The 24,590-nt window shown below is 35.5% G+C and carries 15 protein-coding genes; 5 read left to right on the top strand and 10 right to left on the bottom strand.

The window, feature by feature from the left end; translation table 11 throughout:
• Window positions 1-113: 113 nt before the first annotated feature.
• The 8 genes from BLP44_RS04075 to BLP44_RS04040 form a co-directional block, all read right to left on the bottom strand.
• Complete coding sequence (locus BLP44_RS04075) at window positions 114-2,351, bottom strand: glycoside hydrolase family 3 C-terminal domain-containing protein (RefSeq protein ID WP_091129589.1); 2,238 nt, start codon at window positions 2,349-2,351, stop codon at window positions 114-116.
• A 218-nt stretch (window positions 2,352-2,569) separates the two neighbouring features.
• Entirely contained in the window at window positions 2,570-4,135 is a 1,566-nt protein-coding gene (locus tag BLP44_RS04070) for a GH39 family glycosyl hydrolase (protein ID WP_091129585.1), read from the bottom strand.
• 153 nt (window positions 4,136-4,288) lie between these two features.
• Window positions 4,289-6,295 carry a glycoside hydrolase family 97 protein gene (locus BLP44_RS04065; protein ID WP_091129813.1) on the bottom strand — a complete coding sequence of 669 codons (2,007 nt, stop codon included), beginning with the start codon at window positions 6,293-6,295 and terminating at the stop codon, window positions 4,289-4,291.
• A 314-nt stretch (window positions 6,296-6,609) separates the two neighbouring features.
• On the bottom strand, window positions 6,610-9,009 hold the full coding sequence (locus BLP44_RS04060) for a glycoside hydrolase family 31 protein (RefSeq protein WP_091129582.1): 2,400 nt from the start codon (window positions 9,007-9,009) through the stop codon (window positions 6,610-6,612).
• Window positions 9,010-9,203: 194 nt separating this feature from the next.
• A complete protein-coding gene (locus tag BLP44_RS04055; RefSeq protein WP_091129578.1) occupies window positions 9,204-11,690 on the bottom strand; it encodes a glycoside hydrolase family 2 TIM barrel-domain containing protein in 2,487 nt (828 codons plus the stop codon).
• A 138-nt stretch (window positions 11,691-11,828) separates the two neighbouring features.
• Window positions 11,829-12,689, bottom strand: a complete 861-nt coding sequence (locus BLP44_RS04050) for a hypothetical protein (RefSeq protein WP_091129575.1) — start codon at window positions 12,687-12,689, stop codon at window positions 11,829-11,831.
• 15 nt (window positions 12,690-12,704) lie between these two features.
• A complete protein-coding gene (locus tag BLP44_RS04045) occupies window positions 12,705-14,285 on the bottom strand; it encodes a RagB/SusD family nutrient uptake outer membrane protein (RefSeq protein ID WP_091129572.1) in 1,581 nt (526 codons plus the stop codon).
• A gap of 12 nt (window positions 14,286-14,297) precedes the next feature.
• Window positions 14,298-17,387 (bottom strand): SusC/RagA family TonB-linked outer membrane protein, encoded by a 3,090-nt coding sequence (locus BLP44_RS04040; protein WP_091129569.1) that lies wholly within the window; start codon window positions 17,385-17,387, stop codon window positions 14,298-14,300.
• Between the two features lie 611 nt (window positions 17,388-17,998).
• Between BLP44_RS04040 and BLP44_RS04035 the strand changes: the two genes are divergently transcribed.
• The 5 genes from BLP44_RS04035 to BLP44_RS04015 all read left to right on the top strand — a co-directional run bounded on the left by BLP44_RS04035 (window position 17,999) and on the right by BLP44_RS04015 (window position 23,368).
• The gene (locus BLP44_RS04035) at window positions 17,999-18,715 is read left to right on the top strand and encodes an NUDIX hydrolase (RefSeq protein ID WP_008465426.1); all 717 of its coding nucleotides are present in this window, start codon (window positions 17,999-18,001) and stop codon (window positions 18,713-18,715) included.
• 33 nt (window positions 18,716-18,748) lie between these two features.
• Complete coding sequence (locus BLP44_RS04030; RefSeq protein WP_008465429.1) at window positions 18,749-19,450, top strand: NUDIX hydrolase; 702 nt, start codon at window positions 18,749-18,751, stop codon at window positions 19,448-19,450.
• Window positions 19,451-19,613: 163 nt separating this feature from the next.
• The gene (lepA, locus tag BLP44_RS04025; protein ID WP_008465431.1) at window positions 19,614-21,410 is read left to right on the top strand and encodes a translation elongation factor 4; all 1,797 of its coding nucleotides are present in this window, start codon (window positions 19,614-19,616) and stop codon (window positions 21,408-21,410) included.
• A 229-nt stretch (window positions 21,411-21,639) separates the two neighbouring features.
• Window positions 21,640-22,257: an outer membrane beta-barrel protein gene (locus tag BLP44_RS04020; RefSeq protein ID WP_008465432.1), complete on the top strand. Its 618-nt coding sequence runs from the start codon at window positions 21,640-21,642 to the stop codon at window positions 22,255-22,257.
• A 151-nt stretch (window positions 22,258-22,408) separates the two neighbouring features.
• Complete coding sequence (locus BLP44_RS04015) at window positions 22,409-23,368, top strand: helix-turn-helix transcriptional regulator (protein WP_008465434.1); 960 nt, start codon at window positions 22,409-22,411, stop codon at window positions 23,366-23,368.
• 39 nt (window positions 23,369-23,407) lie between these two features.
• Here the strand turns inward: BLP44_RS04015 and BLP44_RS04010 are convergent, their stop codons facing one another.
• Both BLP44_RS04010 and BLP44_RS04005 read right to left on the bottom strand, forming a co-directional pair.
• Window positions 23,408-23,905 carry a DinB family protein gene (locus BLP44_RS04010; protein WP_091129565.1) on the bottom strand — a complete coding sequence of 166 codons (498 nt, stop codon included), beginning with the start codon at window positions 23,903-23,905 and terminating at the stop codon, window positions 23,408-23,410.
• 47 nt (window positions 23,906-23,952) lie between these two features.
• Window positions 23,953-24,432, bottom strand: a complete 480-nt coding sequence (locus BLP44_RS04005; RefSeq protein ID WP_008465436.1) for a DinB family protein — start codon at window positions 24,430-24,432, stop codon at window positions 23,953-23,955.
• Window positions 24,433-24,590 lie beyond the last annotated feature (158 nt).

The following is a 24,590-nucleotide window of genomic DNA, read 5'->3' as shown; positions in this document are numbered from 1 at the left end:
TTAAATTTAAATATTTTTGAATCCTATAAGTTTAAGTTAACTGATAAGTTTTTAAAACCAACGCCAGCTTTTTACTGGCTGGCGTTGATGGTTTAGTTATAACAATGACAGTTTTATTTAACTGTCACTTGGATTTCTTTTTTAATATCTCTTGAAGAAGTTCCCAATTTGATAGTATATTTTCCTGGTTCAACTGTCCATTTTTTAGAAGCAACATCATAATAAGCCAATTCTTTTACCGGTACTTTGATGGTTACTTTTGCTGAACTTCCAGCTTTTACCTCTGCTTTTTTGAAACCTTTTAATTCCTGAGCTGCACGAGTAATTTTAGAATCCAATTTTGATGTGTATAATTGAACGACCTCTTTTCCGTCTACTTTTCCTGTGTTTTTAACGTCGACTGTTACTTCTATTACATCGTTTTGAGCATAAGAAGTTTTGTCTGTTTTTGCATTATCAAGCGCAAAAGTGGTGTATGATAATCCGTAACCGAAAGGATATAACGGCGTCACATTTTTAGTATCAAACCAACGGTATCCAATCAAAAGTCCTTCGGCATAATTTACCGCTTTGTCTCCAGGGAAACTGTTTGTAGCATGCGCAGGAGAATCTTTTAAAGCTACTGGCATTGTCCAAGGCAGTTTTCCTGACGGATTTACTTTTCCTAAGATCACATCTGCTAAAGCATTTCCTCCCTCAGAACCGTTGAACCAGCTCCAAACCAAAGCAGAAGATTTTTTGCTTACTTCATTAATATCAAATGGAGCACCCGCAACCATTACCACAATAGTTTTTGGATTTACAGCCAAAACTTTTTTGATTAATTCTTCTTGTCCGAAAGGCAAGTGCAAATCTCTACGATCTGAAGCTTCTGTTTCGTAATCGCGGTTTGAACCTGCAAAAATGATTGCAACATCAGAGTTTTTAGCCGCATCAACAGCTTCCTGAACTTTTGCAGGATCTAATTGATCGATTGTAACTGGCCCATTAGCCGTAATATTTCCTAAATTTCCTCTGTTTTTTTTATCGTAACGTTCTAAATATCCTTCCGCATAATTGATTTTAACTGAAGAAGGCAATCTGTTTTTAAGACCTTCTAAAGGCGTAACTTCTCTTTTCGTTTTAACTCCTGCTCCAAATCCGCCAAGAGCGTTTTTCTTTGTAGCATTATTTCCAATAACGGCAATAGATTTTACTCCGTCTAGTTTTAATGGTAAAGCGTTGTTTTCGTTTTTCAACAATACAATTGCTTCAGCAGCAATTTTGTAAGCGTCTTGGTAGTGTGCTTCAGTTGCGATGCTTCCTTTTGCACGCTCGCCTCCGCCCATTGCTTTCACTTGGAATAAAACTCTTAAAATACGTTTTACATGCAGATCAATTTCTTTTTCCGAAACTTCTCCAGATTTAACTGCAGCAATTAATTTATCGGCTAAGAAAAATTCATTGAAAGGTTTTGGCGTTCCCATTTCAATATCTAAACCATTTTTCAAAGATTTTGCTGTAGAATGCACTGCAGCCCAATCTGAAACTACGACACCTTTGAATCCCCATTCGTCACGAAGGATTTTATTCAGCATATAATCGTTTTCACATAAATATTCACCTCTAAATTTATTGTAAGCGCCCATAATGCTATAGGCCTTTGCTTCTTTTACCGAAGCTTCAAAAGCTGGAAGATAAATTTCACGAAGTGTACGCTCGTCAATTTGTACATCAACAAAATCACGATTCGTTTCCTGATTGTTTGCTGCGTAATGTTTCACGCAAGCCATTACATCTTTTTCTTGTAAACCAACAATCAAAGGCACTGCGATTTTTTTATTCAAAAACGGATCTTCAGACATGTATTCGTATGTTCTTCCTCCAAGCGGTGTTCTCACCATATTAATCGCTGGAGAAAGCAGCATGTCTTTATCTCTTGCACGTAACTCTTCTCCTAAACTGGTTCCAAAAGTATGTGCCATTTCTGCGTTCCATGTTGCAGCCAAAGCGCCACCTGCTGGATAATATGTTGCAAAGTCATTTGTCCATCCTGCTGGAGCCCAATTGTCGCGTGAGATTTCTTCGCGAACTCCCAACGGCCCATCGGCCATTTTTAATTCTGGAATTCCTAAACGTTTTACGCCTGCATTGGCGAACATGCTGTTTCCGTGAAGCATTCCCACTTTTTCTTCTAATGTCATCTGCGAAATCAGTTTGTCGATTTCTGCATCATGATCTGTGCTTATTTCTCTTCCAACGTATTCTTCGGTCTGCGCCGAATTTGAAGCTAAAGTTTGTGCATCATTTTTACAAGAAGTAAAAAATGCAAAAACCAAAGCCGATGAAAGGAACATCATTTTGTTTTTCATAGATAGTTAGGTGTTTTGAATTTAAAGATTTTGATTCCTCACACATAGCCTTCAAATCCAGTTAATAATTATATTATTTGTGGTTTTATCTAAAATTATTGTTTCATTAATTGTATGAAAATATTTTAACACATAGAACTAGGTATTAAAGCTAGCTTTTTCTGTAATCTTTAAAGAGAATAAAAATCTATGTTTCTATGTGTTTAAATTAAAATTTGTTATTGTTTAATTAAATTCAGCATCACAACATCATTTTCATTGATTTTGAATTCTCTGCTGAAAGTTCCTTTTCCGTCAATCGTAATTTTTTCTGTCGAAATTGGCGCCCCGTTATTTTTCTTTTTTATCGAATTGACTTGCTCACGTGTTAACTGACTTGGTTTATTCATCGTTAGATAATCCGCGTAAGCGTCATTTACCTTATAACCCACTTTGTAAATTTCTAAGATATATTTCCCTTTCTGTATTCCGTTCACTTCAACTTTGACTTTTCCTTTTTCTTTTGATGGAAGGTCTTTTATGTAATAGGTTTGATTCAGCTCTTTATCGCCAGGATGAGTATTCGTAAAATCCCAAAGCAAAACTTGCACATCACCTTTTGTATTTTTAGAAACCCAAGAAGCCTTATCTGAATTCTGAAGTTCTGTTTCTCCTAATTTATTCATTAAATAATAAGAGAAATAGGCAGGCTTTTTAATTCCTTGCGTATTCAATAATCCGAAACCGCCGTGAAAAGGCGTAAATCTTGGCCCCGCTTCTTCAAAGATATCGGTAAAAACCCAATAGGACATGGAGTTTGCAGCATTTCCAACTTGTTTTATTTTTTGCAGAATATAAGCAGCCGAATGATAACTGTCATGAATTGGATCTGCTGGGGTATACGATGAACTCCATTCTGTATAATGCAATTCTAAATTTGGTTTAGCCGATTCTGTAATTTGTTTTCGTGAATTTATAATTTCTCCGCTTACGCTAAATTCATCTTTACTTAATATGGTTCCAGAAGTTCCGAATTCATCCAAATAGCCGTGCTTCACTCCGTATGCATGTGTTGAAATAAAATCAATCGGAAGATTATTCTTGGCACAAAAATCAATGGTTTCAGGAACCCAAGCTGCACCTGCTGTTGCTGGACCGCCCACTTTATACGCTGGATTTATTGCTTTTATACCTCGAGCAGCGTAATCATATAATTTGAAATATTCTGTTTGTGTTCCTGTCCAAAAACCTGGTGATAAATTCGGCTCATTCCATACTTCAAAATACCAAGTTTTTACTTCTTCATCTCCGTAACGATCTTTAAAATGCTGCGTTAAATTTCTAATTAAATCTTCCCATTTTTTATAATCTTTTGGAGGCGTTACATTTCCCTTCCACCAAAAAATAGTTTCTTTTCCGCTTGCCAATGCATTCGGCATAAAACCTAATTCTACAAATGGTTTCATTTTGAGACTTACAATATAATCAAATAAAACGTCAACATATTGGTAATTGTATTCTGGATTTCCTTTTTCGTCTTCACGATAAACGGCCATATCATCAGACAATAAACCATGAAAGCGGATGTACTTAAAATCGCATTCTTTTTTAACCAATGCCAGTTGCTGCTGCCAATCGGCACGAAGTCCTTCATTTGCCCTTCCTGCGCCAATGCATTCTTTGAACATTGTGTTTAATTTTCCGGCAGTTTTATTGAAATCTACTTTTATGGTTCGGCTTTCATTTTGTGCGAACGAATTAATTGAAGAAATTAAAACGGCTGTTATTATTAAAAGTTTTTTCATCTGAAAATGGTTTTCTTTTTATTATCCTAACAGGTTTCCAAAAACCTGTTAGGTATCTTTTGCAATCCTAATATCTCAAAACTAATTATAATCTCACTTTAAATTAAATACCTAACAGGTTTTGGAAACCTGTTAGGATATTAAAACCAATAATTATATTTTTTTGAATCTAACAGCTCCACCACCTGCACCGCCTAATTTCAATTGTAATTTATCTGAAGCTTTTACGGTTTTCTTCGAAATTGCCACTGCTTCCGGATTATGTGTTTGATCTGTTCCTTCGGCATCCACATAAATTTGTGCTTCGTATGTTGCATTTGGATCTAAGAATGATAATGAAACTTCTACATTTCTTGGTTTTTCATTGGTCAAAGTTCCTAGATACCAGTCGGCGCTATTTCTGTCTTTTCTTGCTGTTGTGATGTATTCACCAATTTTTCCTTCTAAGATTTTAGTGTCTTCCCAATCTGTTGGAACATCTTTTAGGAATTGCAAAGCTGGTTTCCCTTCGTAGTTTTCAGGAAGATCTGCCAGCATTTGAATCGGAGAATAAATCGTAACGTACAATGCCAATTGCTGCCCCACAGTTCCCTGAATTCTTTTTCCTGGATAGCCTTGTTTTACCTCAACATCGAAAATTCCAGGAGTGAAATCCATTGGTCCAGAAAGTAATCTTGTAAATGGAATAATACTTAAATGATTTGGCGGATTTCCTTCACTCCAAGCGTTATACTCTTGTCCGCGCGCTGCTTCTCTCGAAACCATGTTCGGATAAGTTCTTCTTTCTCCAGTATCTTTAATCGATTCGTGGTATAAAACCGCTAAATCGTATTGCGCTGCTTTTTCTAAAATGTATCTGAAATAGTTTACACCAAACTGTCCAAAGTGCATTTGTTTCATATTCAATTTAGAACCAACATGACCGATTTTCACGGTATGAATACCTAGCTTTTTGTATAAGGCAAAACCTTCGTCAACTTCTTTTAAGTAGTTAATTAAGTTCGAACCTGTTTCGTGATAACCGATTAATTCGATATTCTTTTTCTTTCCGTATTCAACCACTTTTTCTAAGTCGAAATTGTCTGCGCTTTTCGTGAAGCTGAACATGTGCATACGGTTTTCATACCAACCCGGCGTCCATCCTTTATTCCATCCTTCGATTAATAAATGGTGAAAACCTTCTTTTGCTGTAAAATCAATATATTCTTCAGCATGTTTGGTTGTCGCACCTTGTTTGTCGCTTTCCCAGAAAGTATATTTCCCAATGTGCATTCCCCACCAAATTCCTAAATATTTATAAGGCTTGAAATAGCTGTTTGTGTTTTTTAATTTATTTGGTTCGTTTAAGTTTAAAACCAAATAAGAAGTAATTAATTCTCCTGGATTTTCTCCAATTTGAATAGTTCTCCAAGAAGAAGTAAACGAATCTTTCACACGAACTTTTACGCCATCTGCCCAAGGCACTAAATCTGATTTTAATTCTGTTCCCTTTGTGTTGACCAAAGTCATGCTTGCAAAATCATACAAGTTTGCTTCGTGGAAACTTAAAGCTAATCCGCTTTTGCTTTCGATTGTTAATGGAGTTAAAACCGTATCAAGTGTACTTACTGGAGCATCTTTGAAAAGATATTCGTCACGGTTTTCTCTATTGGCTGGAATCCACCACGCTTTTCCGTCTTCTTTTAAGTTGAAAGTCGTTTTTTCATCCATGATGAAAATGCTGTCTTTTACATTTTGTTTTGGATAAACATATCTAAAAGCCACTCCGTCATCAAAAGCACGAAACTGAATCTGAAGTTTTCTTTTGTTTCCAGTTTTTTGCTGTAAATCAACAACTAATTGATTGTAGTGGTTTCTGATGTTTTTCTTTTCTCCCCAAACTTGTTCCCAAGTTTCATCAAAAGTCGAAGTTTTGGCTCCTTTGATTTCGAAATTTGAACTTAAGTCTTCATTTCCTTTCAATACAAATCCCATATCAGACGGAGAAATCACTTCTGTTTTTCCGTGAGAAACGGCGTATTTTGGAGCGTTTTTTACAAGCTCAAATTTGATTTTGTTTTTTCCGTTTGGCGATGCCAATTCGTAAACGTTCTTCGTTTTTTGACTGTAGCCAACTGCTATTGAAAACAGTACGACTGGGAAAATTAGATAGTTTTTCATGTTTTTTGGAATTATATTTTTTGCCACTAATTGCACGAATTAACACGAATTGAATTTGTGATAATTTGTGCAATTTGTGGTTTATTTTTTAACACATAGAATCATAGCTTATTGGAATCTTTAAAAAGAGGCGTTTGACTTGTTTAAATTCACATAGCTTCTATGTGTGAGAAACTAGTTTCTTTCCAACTTCTTTTATTCGCAAACAAACCTATGTTTCTATGTGTTTAAATAGTTTTATTTTTTTACCACAAATTCCGCAAATTATCACAAATTCAATTCGTGAAAATTGGTGCAATTTGTGTTTAACTTTTTTATTTTGCCCACTCTGTTTTGAAAGTGGTTTTTCCGTTTAATGGATTTGCTGTTACATCAAAATTATTTCCGCTTTTGTTCACTTTTATTTCTTTTACCGCATCACCTTCCGGTAAAAATACTTTGGCTGTTGCCGAAGTGGTTTTGTCGCTTGCATACACTTTTAATGTCAATTTGCTCCAATCCATATCTTTGGTTGACTGCGCCAAACCAATGTGCGGAATCGCTGTTCCATCTTTTACTAAAACTACGATTGGCACTTCGCCTGCTTTGATTTTATGCCAGCCTGATTGATACACTTTTTTAGTTTGGTAATCAATCCAAGTTCCTTCTGGAAGGTAAACGTCTCTTTCTTCAACTTCTTCAAAAAGCGGTGCAACCAACATGCTTGCTCCAAATAAATATTGATTATCAACTAACCAAGCTCCTGGATCATTTGGATATTCTACAAAAAGAGCACGCATCATTGGTAAACCTTTTTGAGAACTTTCTTTTGCTTGAGCGTAGATATATGGCATTAATTCGTAACGCATATTATCTGCTTTTCTAAATCCTTCTAAGAAATCTTTGCTGTACAACCAAGGTTCACGAGGCGGCTCTCCGTGGCTTCTTACGTGTGAAGTAAACATTCCGAATGGTGTCCATCTTCGGTAAATATTCTCAGGAGATTTAGTTGCGAAACCTCCAACATCATGACTCCAGAAACTGAATCCGCTAAGACCTAATGAAAGTCCGCCGCGTAATTCTGCCGACATCGCGCCATTTGTAGTTTCAGAATCTCCTCCCCAATGCAAAGGATAACGCTGACTTCCTGCCCAAGTACTTCTCGCCCAGATCAAAGTGTACCCTTTTTCTTTTTGAGTAATTTCAGCAACTGCTTTGTTATATCTCAACGGGTATAAATTGTGTTCATAGAAACCCGTTCTTCCTGAATGGTAAATTCCGTCTGGCGGAGCTGCTTCCCCAAAATCTACTTTGAAAACCGCTACTCCATCATCAAATAACTTTTTCAATTTCCCTTGGTACCAAGAAATAGTTTCTGGATTCGAGAAGTCTAAAACAGCATCTTCATAAGGAAGATTTCCTTTTCTATCTCTTACGGCCAAGTTTTTATCCATAATTTCTGGAAACAAAGTATTCTTTGGCGTGAAATAAGGCAACTGCCAAAGACAAACTTGGAAACCATCTTTTTTTAAATCAGACATCATTTTTACAGCATCCGGGAAACGAGATTTTGCAAACTCGTAATTGTTTCTCCAATCTACATCAAACCAGCCAGTATCAAAGTGAATCACATCTGTTGGGATTTTGTATTTACGTAAATCTCGTGCAACATCGCGTCCTTCTTTTTCTGAGAAATACGTAATACGGCTCATCCAAAAACCAAATGACCAAAGTGGCGGCATGGCAGCTTTTCCTGTCAGATTCGTGTATTGATCTAAGATGTCTTTTGGTTCTCCGATGAAGAAAAATAAATCGGCTTCGTCGTCTCCGATGTACATTTCGTTGGCACTTGAAAAATATTTTCCGAAGTCAACTGTAATTGGTGTTGAATGATGCATGAAAACGCCATAACCACGGCTGCTCATGTAAAACGGAATTGGTTTATACATGGTTTCATTTTGGATTCCGTTCGCATCATCTGTCCATAAAACTACTTTCGAACCACGTTTATTGAATTGTGTGAATGATTCTCCGCAGCCAAATATTTTTTCGTCTGGTTCTAAACTGAAAGCCGCGCCCATACTTCTAGAATAATCGCTGTTTCTGCGAACATAAGAAAACGGAAGTGTCGGCGTATAGGTGTTTTTAAAGTCAGTATCGTGAAGCGTACTTGTCAATAATTTTCCTTTTTCATCGTAGATTTTTACGTGCCAAGGTTTTGTCAAAATTTCAACTTTTCCGTGTTTGCTTGTGTAGCTATGACCACCTTCTATTTTAGTATATTTCCATAATTCTGGATGATTTGGCGCAACGCCATCAACCAACATTAAAGATTCCTTTTGTGGATGAAATTGAGGACCAGAAGTCGTTTTGATACGAAGGGTTCTAGCTGAAACAAACTGAATTTCGAATGGCAAAACAGGAGATTCTGCATATTCTGTTGTTGGGAATTCGTTTGCTTTTTCTACATCTGGTTTCATCATCATATTGTTGAAAGCCTGACGTGTTTTATAATTGTATCTCAAATATTTGATGGTTCCTTTTCCCGTTGCAGGATCAAAAGAAGCCAATTCGTCTGCGAAATAAAAAGTATTCAGATAGTTCTGAAAATCTTTACTGATATCTATTGGAGCATTCAGTACATCTGCATTTTGGATTTGAGCATTAGCATTTAGAACTGCTAAAAATCCAAACATAAGAGCAGAAAATAATGCAGTTAGTTTTGAGTTTTTCATGAGTTAGTTTTATTTCTTTATATATCTTAAAATCTTTTAAACACATAGAATCATAGCTTATCGGAGTCTTTAAAAAGGCGTTTCACTTGTTTAAACTCACATAGCTATGTGTTAGAAACTAGTTTCTTTTAATTTTCTTTTTTACAAACAAAAAATCTATGTTTCTATGTGTTTAAATTTTAACGTATTTTACTTTATTCTGTCGTAATTACAATTGTCGATTGTTTTAGTCCATTCGCTTTAGCGGTTAATTCTAATCTTCCTGATTTATCCCCCGATTGAACAATCACCAAACATTTTCCAGCCAAAGCGGTATGTTTATTTCCTTTGTACGATTCGTGGCTAACTGGATCTCCGCTGCAAACACCTACAATTTTTCCGTTTCCTTTTAAAGAGAAATTAATTTCGTTATTAGCATTTGGAGCTATCGTTCCATTAGCATCTAAAATATCAACTGTGATAAATGACAAATCTTTTTTATCTGCTTTTATGGTACTTCTGTCCGCAGTTAATTTTAATTGCGAAGGATTTCCAGCGGTTTTAATTTCTTTTTCTAAAACTACTTTTCCATCTTTACGAGAAATGACTTTTAAAGTTCCCGCTTCAAAAGGAATTCTCCACATTACGTGCAAATCATCTCCTTTTTTACTTCGTTTTCCAACTGATTTTCCGTTTACGAAAAGTTCCACTTCATCTGCATTATTGTAGTATGCCCAAACGTCGACAGTTTGTCCTGCTTTCCAGTTCCAATGCGGGAAAATATGAAGAACCGTTTTATCTGTCCATTCGCTTTGGTACATATAATACACGTCTTTCGGAAAACCAGCTAAATCTACAATTCCGAAATACGAACTTACCGATGGCCATTCGTATGGAGTTGGTTCTCCAATGTAATCGAAACCTGTCCAAACGTACATTCCAGCCAAGAAATCATGTTTTTTAATGATTTTCCAAGTTGCTTCGTGCGTAGATCCCCAAGGCGTCTGTACCTGATCGTAAGCCGAAACCGTATTTCCAGGATTTCCTTCCGTAAATTTAAGATCCCATCTTATTGGCCATTTTTTTATTGTATCTGAAACAGCGTCATAATAACCTCTTGTCTGTAAACCTGAAGTAGTTTCAGTTGCAATGAAAGGAGTTTTTGGGAAGTTCTTTAGATGATGTTCAAATGTCTGGTGCGCATAATTGTATCCGATTAAATCTAAAACTCCAGATCCAGCAAGCGGATTAATCGAAACATCTTTTTTCTCAAATTGTAAAGTCACAGCATCAATATTCATATTTACAGGTGGATTCATTCCAGCTGTAAGCGGACGCGTTTTATCGTATTGACGTGTAATTGTGGCTAATTCTTTTGCAATCTCGATACCTTTTTCATTCCATTGTTCTGGAATTTCGTTTCCAATACTCCACATAAAGATGCTTGGATGATTTCTGTCACGGCGCAATTGATCTACCAAATCTTTTTTATGCCATTTGTCCCAATCATTAGCATAATCATATTTGGTTTTATTTTGTTTCCACATATCGAAAGCTTCATCCATTACGATAAAACCCATTTTATCGCATAAATCTAAAAGTTCAGGAGCGGGTGGATTGTGCGAAGTTCTGATTCCGTTTACACCCATTTCTTTCAGGATTTCCAACTGACGTTCAATAGCGCGCGTATTGATTGCAGAACCTAACGGCCCTAAATCATGGTGCATGCAAACCCCTTTTATTTTGACTTGTTTTCCATTCAGAATAAAACCTTTGTTCAAATCGAATTTAAAATCTCTGATTCCGAAAGAGGTTTTGTATTGATCTACAACTTTATCGTCAACTAAAATTTCTGTAACTGCGGTATACAATTCCGGATTTTCAACTGACCATAAAATCGGATTTTCAACTTCTGCAGATTGATTCAGAATTTGATTATCGTTGGCATTGATGGTTATATCTTGAGTAACCGATGTTACTTTTTTATCTTCTTTAAAAATAGTGGTCGTTACCGTTGCTTTCTTGCTTTCTTTGTATTGATTTTTAATTGTAGTTTCAATGCTTACCGAAGCTTTTTCAGCCGTAACTTTTGGAGTTGTAATGTAAGTTCCCCATTGTCCTACGTGAAGTTTGTCTGTTGTTTCGATCCAGACATTTCTAAAAATTCCTGAACCCGAATACCAGCGAGAATTGGGTTGTTTTGAATTGTCAACCTTAACAATTATTTCGTTGTTTTTGTCTCCGTAATTTAAGTATGGAGTAATTTCATATTGAAAACCAATATATCCATTTGAACGTTTTCCTAGATAATGTCCGTTTATCCAAACTTCACTGTTTCTGTAAACGCCATCAAAAGTGATTGAAGTTATTTTTGTGCTGTCTTCTGCAGCAACTTTGAATGTTTTTTTGTACCAGCCTAAACCTCCAGTAAGCGATCCACCGCCATAACCTGCAGGGCTTTTTTCATCAAATTTTCCTTCGATGCTCCAGTCGTGCGGAACATCAAGAGTTCTCCATTTGGTAGAAGTTCCAATAGTATCTTTATCAATAATGCTGTCATTAAGATGAAAGCTCCAATCTGCATTAAAAGAAACTTTTCGGTTTACAAATGCATCTTGTTTTTTAGTGCAGGAATTCAGAAAAAAAACTCCAGCTGCAACTGCCCATAAACTTATATTTTTTATGTTTTTTCTAATATGCATGGTACTTTTTTATTTTTTTGAAATTTGAAGATAGAAATAAAAAATGGTTTCGTTTATTTCTTCCTAAAACAATTTAAGTCTCAGTCTTAAAGAACATTACAAAATGCTTTTAGGACTGAGACTTCAAAACTAACTAACTTACGATTTCGGCTTGTAGTGGAATACAATTAAACAGACTCCTTCACCAGTTCTGCTCTGGTCACGCACTACTGCTAATCTTAAAGATGTAGCCGTAAGCTCAACCACTTTTACACTGATCCAGTTGCTGCAGTCACCATAATAGTCTCCACCATAAAGCATTTGAACCCCACCATTAAAAACTAATTTATTATTTGCAATATCAAATGAATAGGTTCCTTTTTTCGTAGTTTGATTGCTGTTTGCAATCGCTGTTTGAGTAACAGATGTATTGTAATTTCCATTTAAATCAAAATACATTTCTCCCCAGTTTTTATTAGTCATTACCCAAGAGTTACTTGCATAATCTGGAAACCAATTCCAATAGTCACTACCTTTTGGATTATAAGGATAATCTAAACCTGCCCATCCCACTGGATCTGTAAAATCTAAAACCCAAGTTTTTCCGTCAACACCATTGGTTAACATTTGCCATTTTGGATCTCTAAAATAACTTTCATCATTTTCAGGGACGTTTACAGTTACAGGGGCAGCTTCTACAGAACCTCCTCTTGTGTAAGCGGTATAGTAAATTGTATATTTTCCTGCAAAAGGCAAAATCACTTGATCACTGCTTTTGTTAGAATGTCCCAGTTCATTTCCCGATGCATCTACATATTTCCAAAATGGAATTACCGTTGGATCATCACTTTTAAAGTTTACAAGATTTTTATTTGTAGCATCTTGCGTTACAGAAAACTTAAGTGTTTCTGATGTCAAAGTAACTGCTGGAAGGCTTTCGCGATCCTCGATTGCCTCGCAAGAAAATAACAGCGAACTCATTGTAACAGCTGCTATTAAAATATATAATATACGTTTCATAGTCTTTTGTTTAAATTAATTCCAGCCTGGATTTTGAGTTATTGTACCATTTGAAAGAATGATCTGCGATTGCGGTAATGGAAACCAACCTTGAGTCTCTGTTCTAAAAGTTACATTAAACTGAGAATCTCCAGTGTTGTTATCAATAGCTGCTTTTGCAACCGTCATTCCTTGTCTTATTAAGTCAAAATAACGAAGTCCTTCAAGCGCTAATTCTAACTGACGCTCTTTCATGATGTTCTCTAAACTGACTGTTTTTCTGTGAGTAGTATTTTTAAAAGCACGATCACGTACTCTATCATAATCTGCCTGTGCTAAAGCTGGGTTCGATTGTAAATTCAACTCAGCTGCCATTAGCAATACATCTGAGAAACGAATAATAGCATAATCTTGGTAATTATCAATCTGGAAATTTCCTCCGTTTGCTTCTACAACAGCTGTTCCTGCTGCATTGGTAATTGGGCAATATTTTTTCCAAGAATATCCTGTGTACTGACGCTGCTCTCTTGCTTGCGCATCAAAATTTAAATTTTCACCTGCATAATCAATAAATGAAGCTGCTTTTCTAGTATCACCTGCTTCGTAAGAATCTACCAACTTAGGATTCACTGTTGCTCCGCCCCATCCTGTTGCATACTTTCCGATTGAACCTCCACGTGGCGCAATGTTTACTTGGAAACGGTTTCCTTCGTGAAGATCCCAGTTTCCTTTTCCTGAACCGTTAAAACGAACTGCCCAAACCATTTCTGTATTATCTTCTCCAGCAAAATTTTCGAAAGAAGCTGCTAACCAAAGATTGGCAAAATCAGCCACTAAACCGTGTCCGCTGTTATTAACCGCGTCGTTAATGTAAGCAGTTGCTTCTGCTTTAGAAACCACACCTGCTAAATCTGCTTTACCATATGTTCCTGTATAGAATAAGAATGTTCTAGCCAAATAAGCTTCTGCAGCCCATTTTGTAATACGTCCGTAATTAGCATTTCCTGCTTGCGAATAGTTTTCCGGCCCAAGATTGTCTGCTGCAAATTTCAAATCTTTTGCAATTAAAGCATAAGTAACTTCTGGAGCTTGTCTTGGCAATTCGAACTCACTTGTTGTTACTGTATGATCTAATGGAATAATATCTCCAAACATTTTAGCCGCTGTAAAATGGAAATGTGCTCTTAAGAAACGTGCCTCAGCTTCGTAACGAGTTTTCAAAGCTGTATCTGATCCCCAATTTACTTTACCGATATTTTCTAATAAAATATTAGCTCTATAAATTCCTAAATAAGCATTAGCCCAAACATCTTTGTTCATGTCTTTGTCTGAAACGTACAAGAAACGATCCCATTCGATATCGGTTTGAGCATCGGCAATACCATAACCCCCAAAGCAATCATCAGAAGCTTGTTCACTAATTAATAAAGGTCCGCCGTATGCCTCGCGCTGTAAAACATCGTAAATTGCTACAAGACCTTCAAAAGCATCAGAAGGTGTTTTATAAAAATTCTCTGTTACTTTATCTGTATATGGTTCGTTTTCCAAGAAATCCTGCGAACAAGCTCCTAAAGTAAGTAAGCTTGAAAGCGCAAATAATTTTATATATGTTTTCATGATTTTCAAATTTTAAAAGTTAACATTCAGACCCATTAAATAGGTTCTTGGCTGTGGATAATATCCAACATCAATTCCTTTAGCCCAAGATTGATTTACGTTTCCGAAACCAATTTCTGGATCCATTCCTTTGTACTTTGTGAATGTGTAAATGTTATTTCCTGCCACGTACAATCTGAATTTAGAGAAGAACTTTAATCTATCTGTCAACTTCGTTAAATCACATCCGATTGTAGCGTTTTTAATTCTGAAGAAATCTGAATCCTGAATATATAAATCTGAGAATTTAGTATAGTTCCCGTTTGCATCGGTTCCGTAAGTTACTCTTGGAATTCTGTTCGAAGTTCCTTCAGTTGTCCATCTGTTCAACACATCTGTAGTGTTGTTTGTGTAAGCACGTGTGTAATCGTGAACTCCAAAGACGTTTTGCCCGCCAGCAATACCGTAAGTATTAACAGATAAATCAAAAGCTTTGTATGATAATTCTAAATTAACACCGTAATTAATATCAGGGTTTGGATCTCCTACTTTAGTCTTATCATTGGCATCAATTTTTCCGTCACCATTTAAGTCTACGAAACGAACGTCTCCCGGCTGTGCATTTGGCTGAACACCCGCTGCAACTTCTGTAGCATTTTGGAAAATTCCGTCTGTTTTTAATCCGTAGAAATAACCCATTGGTTTTCCAACCTCAACACGGTTCATCTCGTCTAAACCTTGGAATAGTACATTTGATTCTCCGTGAATGATTCCTTCGTTGTTTGCAATTCTCAAGACTTCATTTTGATTACGAGAAAGATTTGCATTAATAGCAAAATTCCAGTCTTTTCCAAAATGTGTGCGATAAGCCAAACCAATTTCAAAACCTTTATTGCTTACGTCACCACCATTAATATAAGGGGCAGTGGCTCCTGCATAAGCTGGTATAGAGGCCAATACTAACCAATCTTTGGTTTTCTTGTCGTAGTAATCAAAAGTTAAAGTAAAGTTGGTAAACAAGGTAGCATCAAAACCTAAATCTAACTGCTCAGAAGTTTCCCATTTTAAGTTACGGTTTGCTAACTGATCTGGGCTTGAACCTACTAAAAGAGTTTCATCACCAGTTCCGAAATGATATGTTTTATCTGTTGAGTTTACTACAGACATGTAAGCAAATCTTCTTGCAAATTGGTCGTTACCATTTTGTCCCCAGCTCGCTCTTAATTTGAAAGTATTTAAAACCTTGTTTTCTTTGAAGAAAGCTTCCTTATCTAAATTCCAACCTGCAGAGAATGATGGGAAAATAGCATATTTATTATCTGGACCAAATTCTGACGAACCGTCACGACGAACTGTTGCAGAGAATAAATACTTATTGTTATAATCGTACAATAAACGTCCGAAGTAAGACTGGATTGCATAATCTCTGCGGTTTCCTTTTACAACATTTGATGTAGGATCCTTTGCATTGTCTAGATATGCGTGCTCGAAATCATCAAAAATTAAGTTTCTTCCTTGTCCTTCCATATAATCAGACGTATTCTTTTTTGCAGAAGTACCTACTAAAACATCAAAATTATGAGAAGTAGCAAGATTGAATTTATATTGAAGTGTATTCTCAAAAATCCATCCTAACGATTTTGTTGCACTTTGAGTTACGCTCGAAACCGTATTGTTGTCATTTGAAGAAAGTGAATAAACAGGTCTGAAAGCACGGTAATTGCTATCTGTCATATCAACCCCATAACTAGTTCTGAAAGTAAAATTCTTTGCAAACTTTAATTCGGCAAAAATATTACCAACATAACGATTCGTCTTAGTCTGATTAAAGTTGTTGTAATATAAAGATCCAACCGGATTGCTGATATCTTGAGAAATAATAGAACGAGCAAAATCTCCGTTCTCATCATAGGGCTGATCAATTGGGGCTGCATTTAAGAAACTTCTAATCGCATTGCTGTAGATACCATCGTCGGCAACACCGCTTGACTTGATGTTTGATAAAGTGAAATTTTCTCCGATTTTTAAGTACCCTTTAATTACTTCTGAAGTAGAGTTTGCTGTAAAAGTAATACGGTCATATTGAGATTGATTGGTAGATCCTCCAATCATACCTTCTTGTCCGTAGTACGATAAACCTGTTGCAAACGTAGATTTTTCGTCACCACCTGTAATCAAAAGCGAATGATTTTGTTTCATTGCGCCTTCATTAAATAAATCTTTCTGCCAATCGTGATCAGGAAATCCTGCGATCTGCTCTTTTGTGTATAACGGAGCATATCCTGAATTTACACGAGCTTCATTCATGATAGTTGTATATTCTTGTGTATTCATTAAATCCAGTTTTTTGGCAATCTGCTGAAAACCTGTATAAGTACTGAAAGACACATTCATTTTACCATCTTTACCTTTTTTGGTTGTAACCAAGATAACTCCATTTGCAGCTCTTGCTCCGTAGATAGAAGCTGCCGAAGCATCTTTTAAAATATCAACCCTTTCAATAACAGAGGGATCAAGATATCCAATTCCGTTATCTACTACTACACCATCAACCACATAAAGAGGATCACTATTTCCAGCTGTACCTGCTCCACGAATATTTACCACCATATTCGCTCCAGGCTGACCAGAAGATGAAGTTACAGAAACCCCAGAAGCCTGGCCTTGTAAAGCATTTACAACATCAAGACTTGCTACTTGCTGAATGTCTTTTCCAGACACCAATGAAGTCGCAGCAGTGTTAACTTTCTTCTTTTGAGTACCGTAACCGATTACTACAATTTCTTTAAGTTCTGCAGTTTCTGGCTGCAAAACCGCATTGATCACTTTTTGAGTTCCAACCGTAATATTCTGCGATTTGAAACCTACAAAAGTGATTACTAAAACATCTCCTGTTTTAGCCTCCACTTTATATTTTCCATCAAAATCGGTAACAGTACTCGATTTTGTACCCTGTACTTGTACAGTTGCTCCTGGAACTCCAAATCCGTCTTCGGAAGAGGTAATTGTCCCACTAACAGTTTTGGATTCTTGAGCAAATCCAAACTGCATCATAAATACGCTAAGCAGCACCGCCATAAAATATGGAAGCTTTGTTGTTTTAATACAATTTTTGCTTTTCATAATAAGAATTGATTAAGTTTAAGTTATAGTTAGTGTTTTTTACCCTAGGAGAAATCTGGAAAAACTTCCCAAGCAGGTCATGCCGAAAAAGAGGGCCTGAATCTCTTTTCCAACATGTAGTACTTGTAGACTATAAGCAACTTCAAAATCGATTCTTTTGGCAAATTTGATAATGATAATTTCATCAAAAAAGCTATTTAAATCCATTTCTAAAAAAACATTTGTGGTAAGTTTAAGTTAAGTGTAGTTTTGCCTTTTTTTACTTATAGTCAATCTGAATTTATCTTATGGTAAATTTGACTACAAGTGTAAAACAAATTTTCTATATTAACAATATTTTAGGGTTATTTTTTTTTGATTCTGATTAATTGTAATTCATTTTTATGAATGTTGTAAAACCTGAAGGGGAATTGAAATAAAAAATATAGAAAAATCAATGTTTTCATAAAATTGACCGTCAGTCATTTAGGAGTTTAATAGAATTCAAAAGCTTTTTTTACACATTCTTAAACATTTGATTTTCAATTTTTTGTTTCATTCAAAAAATATAAGGCTTTCAAAAAGGCTAATAATGATTTTATTTATTTAATTTGTCAAAATTTATCTCATATATGGTTGAAAATGTAGACGACAAAACTGCTTATAAAAATGAAAACAGCGCGATGAATGCCATCACGATTGACTGTGTCATTTTTGGTTTTGACAAAGGCAGTCTCGAAGTGCTTTTAGTGCAGCATGCTGAAGGTATTAGTAAAGGAAAATGGGGGCTTCCAGGAGGATGGATTTATAAAAAAGAAAGCACAGACAATGCGGCTCATCGTTTATTGAATGAGCTTACAGGTCTTGATAATATTTATCTGGAACAGCTGAAAGCATTTGGAGATCCAGATCGTTTTCCGCTGAGACGTGTCATTACAATTGGTTATTATGCCCTTGTAAAAAGAGAAGATTATAATATTAAAGCAGGTTTTACGGCTTCTGATGCGCAATGGTATAAAATCAACGAAATTCCAGATTTGATTTACGACCATAATGAGATTTTAGATTACAGTTTAAAACACCTTCGAAACAGGGTTCGTCAAGCCCCAATTGGATTTAATTTGCTTCCTGAAAAATTCACTTTATTGCAATTGATGCAACTTTATGAAGAAATTTTAGGAATCGAAATGGATAAGCCCAATTTCAGACGAAAAATTCTGCACATGAAACTCTTGGTGGCATTAGACGAAAAACAGCAAGATGTTTCACATAGAGCAGCTCAGCTATACAAATTTGATCCAGAAATTTATAATCAATTAACTGAAAAGGGATTTAATTTTGTATTCTAATTTTCAATAAACAATAATTACGACAACAATACATTGGCAGAAATAACTAATCATCATCACAAACCAGCCGTAGAGGGAATCACAATTGACTGTGTTTTCTTCGGATTTAACAAAGAGAGCCTCGAAGTTCTCTTGGTTCAGCACGCTCAAGGTGAAAGTAAAGGCAAATGGGGACTTCTTGGCGGATGGCTTCAGCTGGATGAAAGTGCCGATGATGCTGCGCAACGTATTTTGCAAGAACTTACAGGACTTGAAAATATTTACCTAGAACAGCTAAAAGCATTCACAAATCCAAAACGTGTTCCAGAAAGACGTGTTGTAACGATTGGCTATTACACTTTGGTGAATCGTGAAGATTATAATATTAAAGCCAGTTTGAGAGTTATCGAAGCCAAATGGTATAAAATAAAAGATATTCCTGAGTTGATCTTTGACCACAATGAAATTTTAAATTTCAGTTTATTACAGCTCAGAAACCGTGTGCGTCAGGCTCCAATTGGTTTTAATCTTCTTCCAGAAAAATTTACTTTATTGCAGCTCATGCATTTGTACGAAGAAATTCTTGGAATTGAATTGGATAAATCTAATTTCAGACGAAAAATTCTTCACATGAAACTGCTCACAGCATTAGATGAAAAACAAAAAGACGTTTCGCACAGAGCTGCTAAACTTTATAAATTTGATGATGAGATGTACAAAAAATTAACTGAAAAAGGATTTAATTTTGAATTTTAACGCCAATTTTAATTCACATCTTTCAACTATCGAAGATCAGCATTCCAGAATCCAAAACTTTGCGCTATCTTTGCGCCTTAATAACATGCTTTAAAGTAATTGCTTTGAGGCAGATTATTCCCAAAAAAAGACTTAAAATCGATTAGAGAACCGATATATAAAAATGAAGAAGATACGTAATTTTTGCATTATTGCACACATTGACCACGGTAAGAGTACATTAGCAGACCGATTACTAAGTGCTACACAAACCGTTTCTGCCCGTGAAGAAAAAGCACAATTGCTTGACAACATGGACTTGGAACGCGAGCGTGGAATTACCATTAAGAGTCATGCCATTCAGATGGAATACAAATACAAAGGCGAGGAATATATCTTAAACCTAATTGATACTCCCGGCCACGTAGACTTTTCGTATGAAGTTTCTAGATCTATCGCTGCCTGCGAAGGCGCTTTATTGATTGTTGATGCGGCACAAAGTATTCAAGCACAAACCATTTCAAACTTATATTTAGCACTTGAAAACGACTTAGAAATCATTCCGGTTTTAAATAAAGTTGATTTACCAAGTGCAAACCCTGAAGAAGTTAGTGATGATATTATAGATTTACTTGGTTGTAAATTGGAAGATATTATTCATGCTTCAGGAAAAACGGGTTTTGGCGTTGAAAATATTTTAGCAGCCATTATCGAAAAAATCCCTGCTCCAAAAGGAGATCCAGAAGAGCCTTTGCAAGCTTTAATTTTTGACTCAGTTTACAATCCGTTCCGTGGAATTGAAGTAATCTTTAGAGTTGTAAATGGGGAAATCAAAAAAGGCCAGAAAATTAAATTCATGGCAACAGATAATGAATATTTTGCTGACGAAATTGGAACTTTAAAATTAAACCAAGTTCCTAAAAATGTAGTTTCGGCAGGAGACGTTGGATATTTGATTTCTGGAATTAAAGAAGCTCGTGAAGTAAAAGTTGGTGATACGATTACAGATGCAAAAGTTCCGACAACGAATATGGTTGCTGGTTTTGAGGATGTAAAACCAATGGTATTCGCAGGTATTTATCCTGTTGATACAGAAGATTACGAGGATTTGCGTTCTTCAATGGAAAAATTACAGTTAAATGACGCTTCATTAGTATTTACTCCTGAAAGTTCTGCGGCATTAGGATTCGGTTTCCGTTGCGGATTCTTAGGAATGCTTCACATGGAAATTATCCAAGAACGTTTAGAACGTGAGTTCGACATGACTGTAATTACTACGGTTCCTAACGTTTCGTACTTAGCGTATACTAAGAAACATCCGGAAACTCCAATCGTTGTAAACAATCCATCAGATTTACCAGAGCCTTCAAAATTGGATAGAGTTGAAGAGCCTTTCATTAAAGCAACAATCATTACAAAAGCCGATTTCGTTGGAAACGTAATGAGTTTATGTATTGAAAAACGTGGTTTAATCACCAACCAAACGTATTTAACAACAGAACGTGTTGAGTTGAATTTTGATATGCCATTGGCCGAAATTGTATTCGATTTCTATGATCGTTTGAAAACAGTTTCTAAAGGTTACGCTTCTTTCGACTACTCTCCTATAGGAATGAGAACTTCAAAATTGGTTAAACTTGACGTTCTTTTGAATGCTCAAACCGTTGATGCGCTTTCTGCATTGATTCACGAAGATAACGCTTACAACATCGGTAAAAAAATGACCGAAAAACTGCGTGAACTTATCCCAAGACAGCAATTTGATATTCCGATTCAAGCTGCAATTGGAGCTAAGATTATCGCTCGTGAAACTATTAAAGCACTTCGTAAAGACGTTACTGCAAAATGTTACGGTGGAGATATTTCGCGTAAGCGTAAACTTCTTGAAAAACAGAAAAAAGGTAAAAAACGTATGCGTCAAGTAGGAAACGTTGAGATTCCGCAAGAAGCATTTATGGCTGTTTTAAAATTGAATGACTAGATTTTCTTTTTAGATAAAAAGAGTAAAGAACAAAGAATATAGATTAGACCCGATGACTTGTGTTATCGGGTTTTTTATTGTTTAAAGTTAAAAAATTACAACGTCAAAACTTACAAATATGACAGATTATTAACTCGAAAAATCCAATATTAACTCATTCGAACAAATCGAAAGCCTTTTTAACACAGAAAATATATTTTTAATCTTACAACTTTAACATTACAAGACTATGAAAACCAAATTTTCTGTTATTTTAGCACTATTCACATTCTGTTTTGCAAATGCTCAACAAGACCAAGTTGATTCAGAAATGAATTCTGCAAAAGGCATCACTTTTCAAAAAGGTGATATGTTTTTAGAAGGATCTATCAAAATTAGTACAGGCGGCGACGCAGACTATTATGGCTTTAGCCCAAAGTTTGGCTATTTGCTAAATGATAAATTTGCTGTTGGAGCTAAACTAAATTACTCTAGTAACAAAGTAGAAACAACTCAAGTAAAAACGAATGTTTTTGGAGTTGGAGCTTTCGCTCGTTACTATTTCTTAGAATTAGATAAAAAACGTTTTAAAACGTATGCCGAACTTGGTTTAGGCTATGGAAGAAACAAAACCGAAATACCACAAGTTGGCAGCGATACAGACAATAGCTTAACAGCTGATATTAATGTCGGTTTGAACTATTTTGTAACCAAAAATATTGCCGTTACTTTTGTCCTTGCAAATGTTTTGGCTTACAACAGCGTTTCTCCAGAAAATGGTCCATCATCTGATACTTTTCAATTAAACATCAACTTATTTGAAAATATTTTCGACCAGCCTCAATTTGGAGTTTTGTATAGATTTTAATTTTTTTTTTTCGATTTATGATAGAAAGCTGTTTCAATTTGGAACAGCTTTTTTTATCCTCTTTAGTTTTTACATTTGTATCTTTGAATCTTTGCATCAGCAAAAAGACTTAGAATCTCAGTAACTCAGAACCTTAGAATCTTAAAAACAAATGCTCGACGAAACCCCAAAGCGATTTGACCGAATTGTTGCTATTCTCATACAATTGCAATCTAAAAAGATTGTCAAAGCACAAGAATTAGCCGATCGTTTTGAATGCAGTTTAAGGACAATCTACCGAGACATCAGAACTCTGGAAGCCTCTGGCGTTCCAATTTATAGTGAAGCTGGAGTTGGTTATGCTCTGATGGATGGTTATCGTCTTCCTCCCGTGATGTTTACTCGCGAAGAAGTCAGCAGTTTTATTGCTGCTGAAAAACTGATGCAGAAGTTTACCGATCCTTCTTTGGGAACACATTATGCTTCGGCGATGTACAAGCTAAAAGCTGTTTTAAGAAGTAACGACAAAGATTATCTTTCAAACATCGAATCTAGAATTGTAATGCAGGATGCAGAACCAATGTTTAATGATAATTCGCCAAATACTCTATCGGTTTTGTTTGAAAGTATTGCTGAGAAGAAACAGATTTCACTTTCTTATAAAACCTTTGGGAAAGATGAATTAACTGAGCGTAATTTGGAACCAGTTGGCGTTTTTCATGATAATAACAATTGGTATTTTCTTGGTTTCTGTCACTTGAGAAAAGACTACAGACAGTTTAGGGCAGACAGAATTCAAAACCTAAAAAAAACAGATTTAGATTTTACAATCGAACACGATTCTTTGGAAACGTATTTGAACAAAACAGAAACAGTTCCAACTACAAAAGTCCGCCTTCTGGTAGAAAAGAAAATTGCCCGTTATCTAGCTTTCGATAGAAAATATCATGGTTTTGTTTCTGAAAAAGAAGTTGGAGATAAATTAGAAATGACTTTTCTCTGCCGTGATATCGAAAATGGTTTTCCTCGCTGGTTTTTAATGTTTGGCGATTATGCTGAAATTTTGGAACCTGAAATATTAAAAACTAAAGTTTTAAATTTAATCGAAATCAATAAAAAAAGACTATTATAAAAACTCCCAAAAGAATTTGAAATTCTCTTGGGAGTTTTTTTATTGGGCCTTAATTACATTATAAAAATTGTAATCGGTGTTGGAAGCATCTGTAATTCCGATATTTCTTCCCATGGTTACAATTTGTCCTCTGTGATAAGTTCCGTGATTAATAACCTGTAGCACATAATCTGAAACAGGCAATTCGCACTCAAACCACGGATTGGTAATTTTAACTTCTTTCATCAAATCTTCTTCTGACAATGAATTGATAAGATGTTTCAATCTTGTAGATGAATTGAGCAATCCTTCAAATATTTCATCTTTTGACAATTCGTTTTCAGGCTTTTTTTCTATCATATCATTTTCAGAAATTACAGAAAACCAATATTCTTCTGTAGACCAGATATGATCCAACGTTTTCATGATAGTAGAGAAACTTGATTGGACTTCTGCATAAAGCAATTCATCAGCTTTTGGCGAAAGCCAGTTTACAAATTGCTGGTTTACCCATAAATTGTAATCTGCAAAATTGGACATTATCTTTTTTAAACTCATAGCAGTGGTTTTTAGAATGTGATATTAAGATAGTAAAAAATTATCAATTATCTTTCCCAGAAAAATGGCGGTTCGATATTTAAAGCTCTTAAATACACATAAGCTTGTCCACGGTGATGCACTTCATTATCAATAAAATATAAAATATTCTGAATTACAGGAAATTCATATTGCCCAAAAAGGTTAAAGGTTTCGCTAAAATCTTCAACTGATAGTTGCTCCCAATATTTATTGATTTCTTCTGTAGCTTCGTCCCATTTTTCAAGATATTGTGCTTTAAAAATCAATTTTTCTGTTCCTTCTGAAAATGGTGCAGTTTCTTTCGTTACAATTCCTTTTAAACCTGGAACCGCAATCGCCAAAAGCTCATCCACTAATTTTGAGAAAGGCCTCATTCCGCCAATTGAAAATTCGAAGAAATCTTTCTCTGGGAAAATCTCAATTAAACGACGTGTAAGTGCTCTGTGCCCTTGCCAGTGTTTCAATAAATCTTCTGAAGTAATAACTTGTGCTTCTAATGTTTTCATGGTTTTAAAGTTTAAATATTTTTAATACTTCAAAAGTAAAATGGGCTGGTGACAACAGTTTGTCAGCAGCAAAAAAATATTTTAAAAAAATATTATTCAGCACATTTTAGACGCACCGCAATGCGTTTAACACATCGGAAATCTACACCCAAATTTAT

It is taken from the genome of Flavobacterium anhuiense, from assembly GCF_900101855.1.
Lineage (GTDB): Bacteria > Bacteroidota > Bacteroidia > Flavobacteriales > Flavobacteriaceae > Flavobacterium > Flavobacterium anhuiense.
This window is presented reverse-complemented; position numbering and strand designations above follow the sequence as displayed.

Bases quoted from the DNA above. Each gene is read 5' to 3' on its own strand.
- BLP44_RS04060 (WP_091129582.1), bottom strand. From the start codon at position 9,009: ATGAAAAACTCAAAACTAACTGCATTATTTTCTGCTCTTATGTTTGGA.
- BLP44_RS04040 (WP_091129569.1), bottom strand. From the start codon at position 17,387: ATGAAAAGCAAAAATTGTATTAAAACAACAAAGCTTCCATATTTTATG.
- BLP44_RS04070 (WP_091129585.1), bottom strand. From the start codon at position 4,135: ATGAAAAAACTTTTAATAATAACAGCCGTTTTAATTTCTTCAATTAAT.
- BLP44_RS04015 (WP_008465434.1), top strand. From the start codon at position 22,409: ATGCTCGACGAAACCCCAAAGCGATTTGACCGAATTGTTGCTATTCTC.
- BLP44_RS04005 (WP_008465436.1), bottom strand. From the start codon at position 24,432: ATGAAAACATTAGAAGCACAAGTTATTACTTCAGAAGATTTATTGAAA.
- BLP44_RS04045 (WP_091129572.1), bottom strand. From the start codon at position 14,285: ATGAAAACATATATAAAATTATTTGCGCTTTCAAGCTTACTTACTTTA.
- lepA (WP_008465431.1), top strand. From the start codon at position 19,614: ATGAAGAAGATACGTAATTTTTGCATTATTGCACACATTGACCACGGT.
- BLP44_RS04050 (WP_091129575.1), bottom strand. From the start codon at position 12,689: ATGAAACGTATATTATATATTTTAATAGCAGCTGTTACAATGAGTTCG.
- BLP44_RS04055 (WP_091129578.1), bottom strand. From the start codon at position 11,690: ATGCATATTAGAAAAAACATAAAAAATATAAGTTTATGGGCAGTTGCA.
- BLP44_RS04010 (WP_091129565.1), bottom strand. From the start codon at position 23,905: ATGAGTTTAAAAAAGATAATGTCCAATTTTGCAGATTACAATTTATGG.
- BLP44_RS04020 (WP_008465432.1), top strand. From the start codon at position 21,640: ATGAAAACCAAATTTTCTGTTATTTTAGCACTATTCACATTCTGTTTT.
- BLP44_RS04075 (WP_091129589.1), bottom strand. From the start codon at position 2,351: ATGAAAAACAAAATGATGTTCCTTTCATCGGCTTTGGTTTTTGCATTT.
- BLP44_RS04065 (WP_091129813.1), bottom strand. From the start codon at position 6,295: ATGAAAAACTATCTAATTTTCCCAGTCGTACTGTTTTCAATAGCAGTT.
- BLP44_RS04035 (WP_008465426.1), top strand. From the start codon at position 17,999: ATGGTTGAAAATGTAGACGACAAAACTGCTTATAAAAATGAAAACAGC.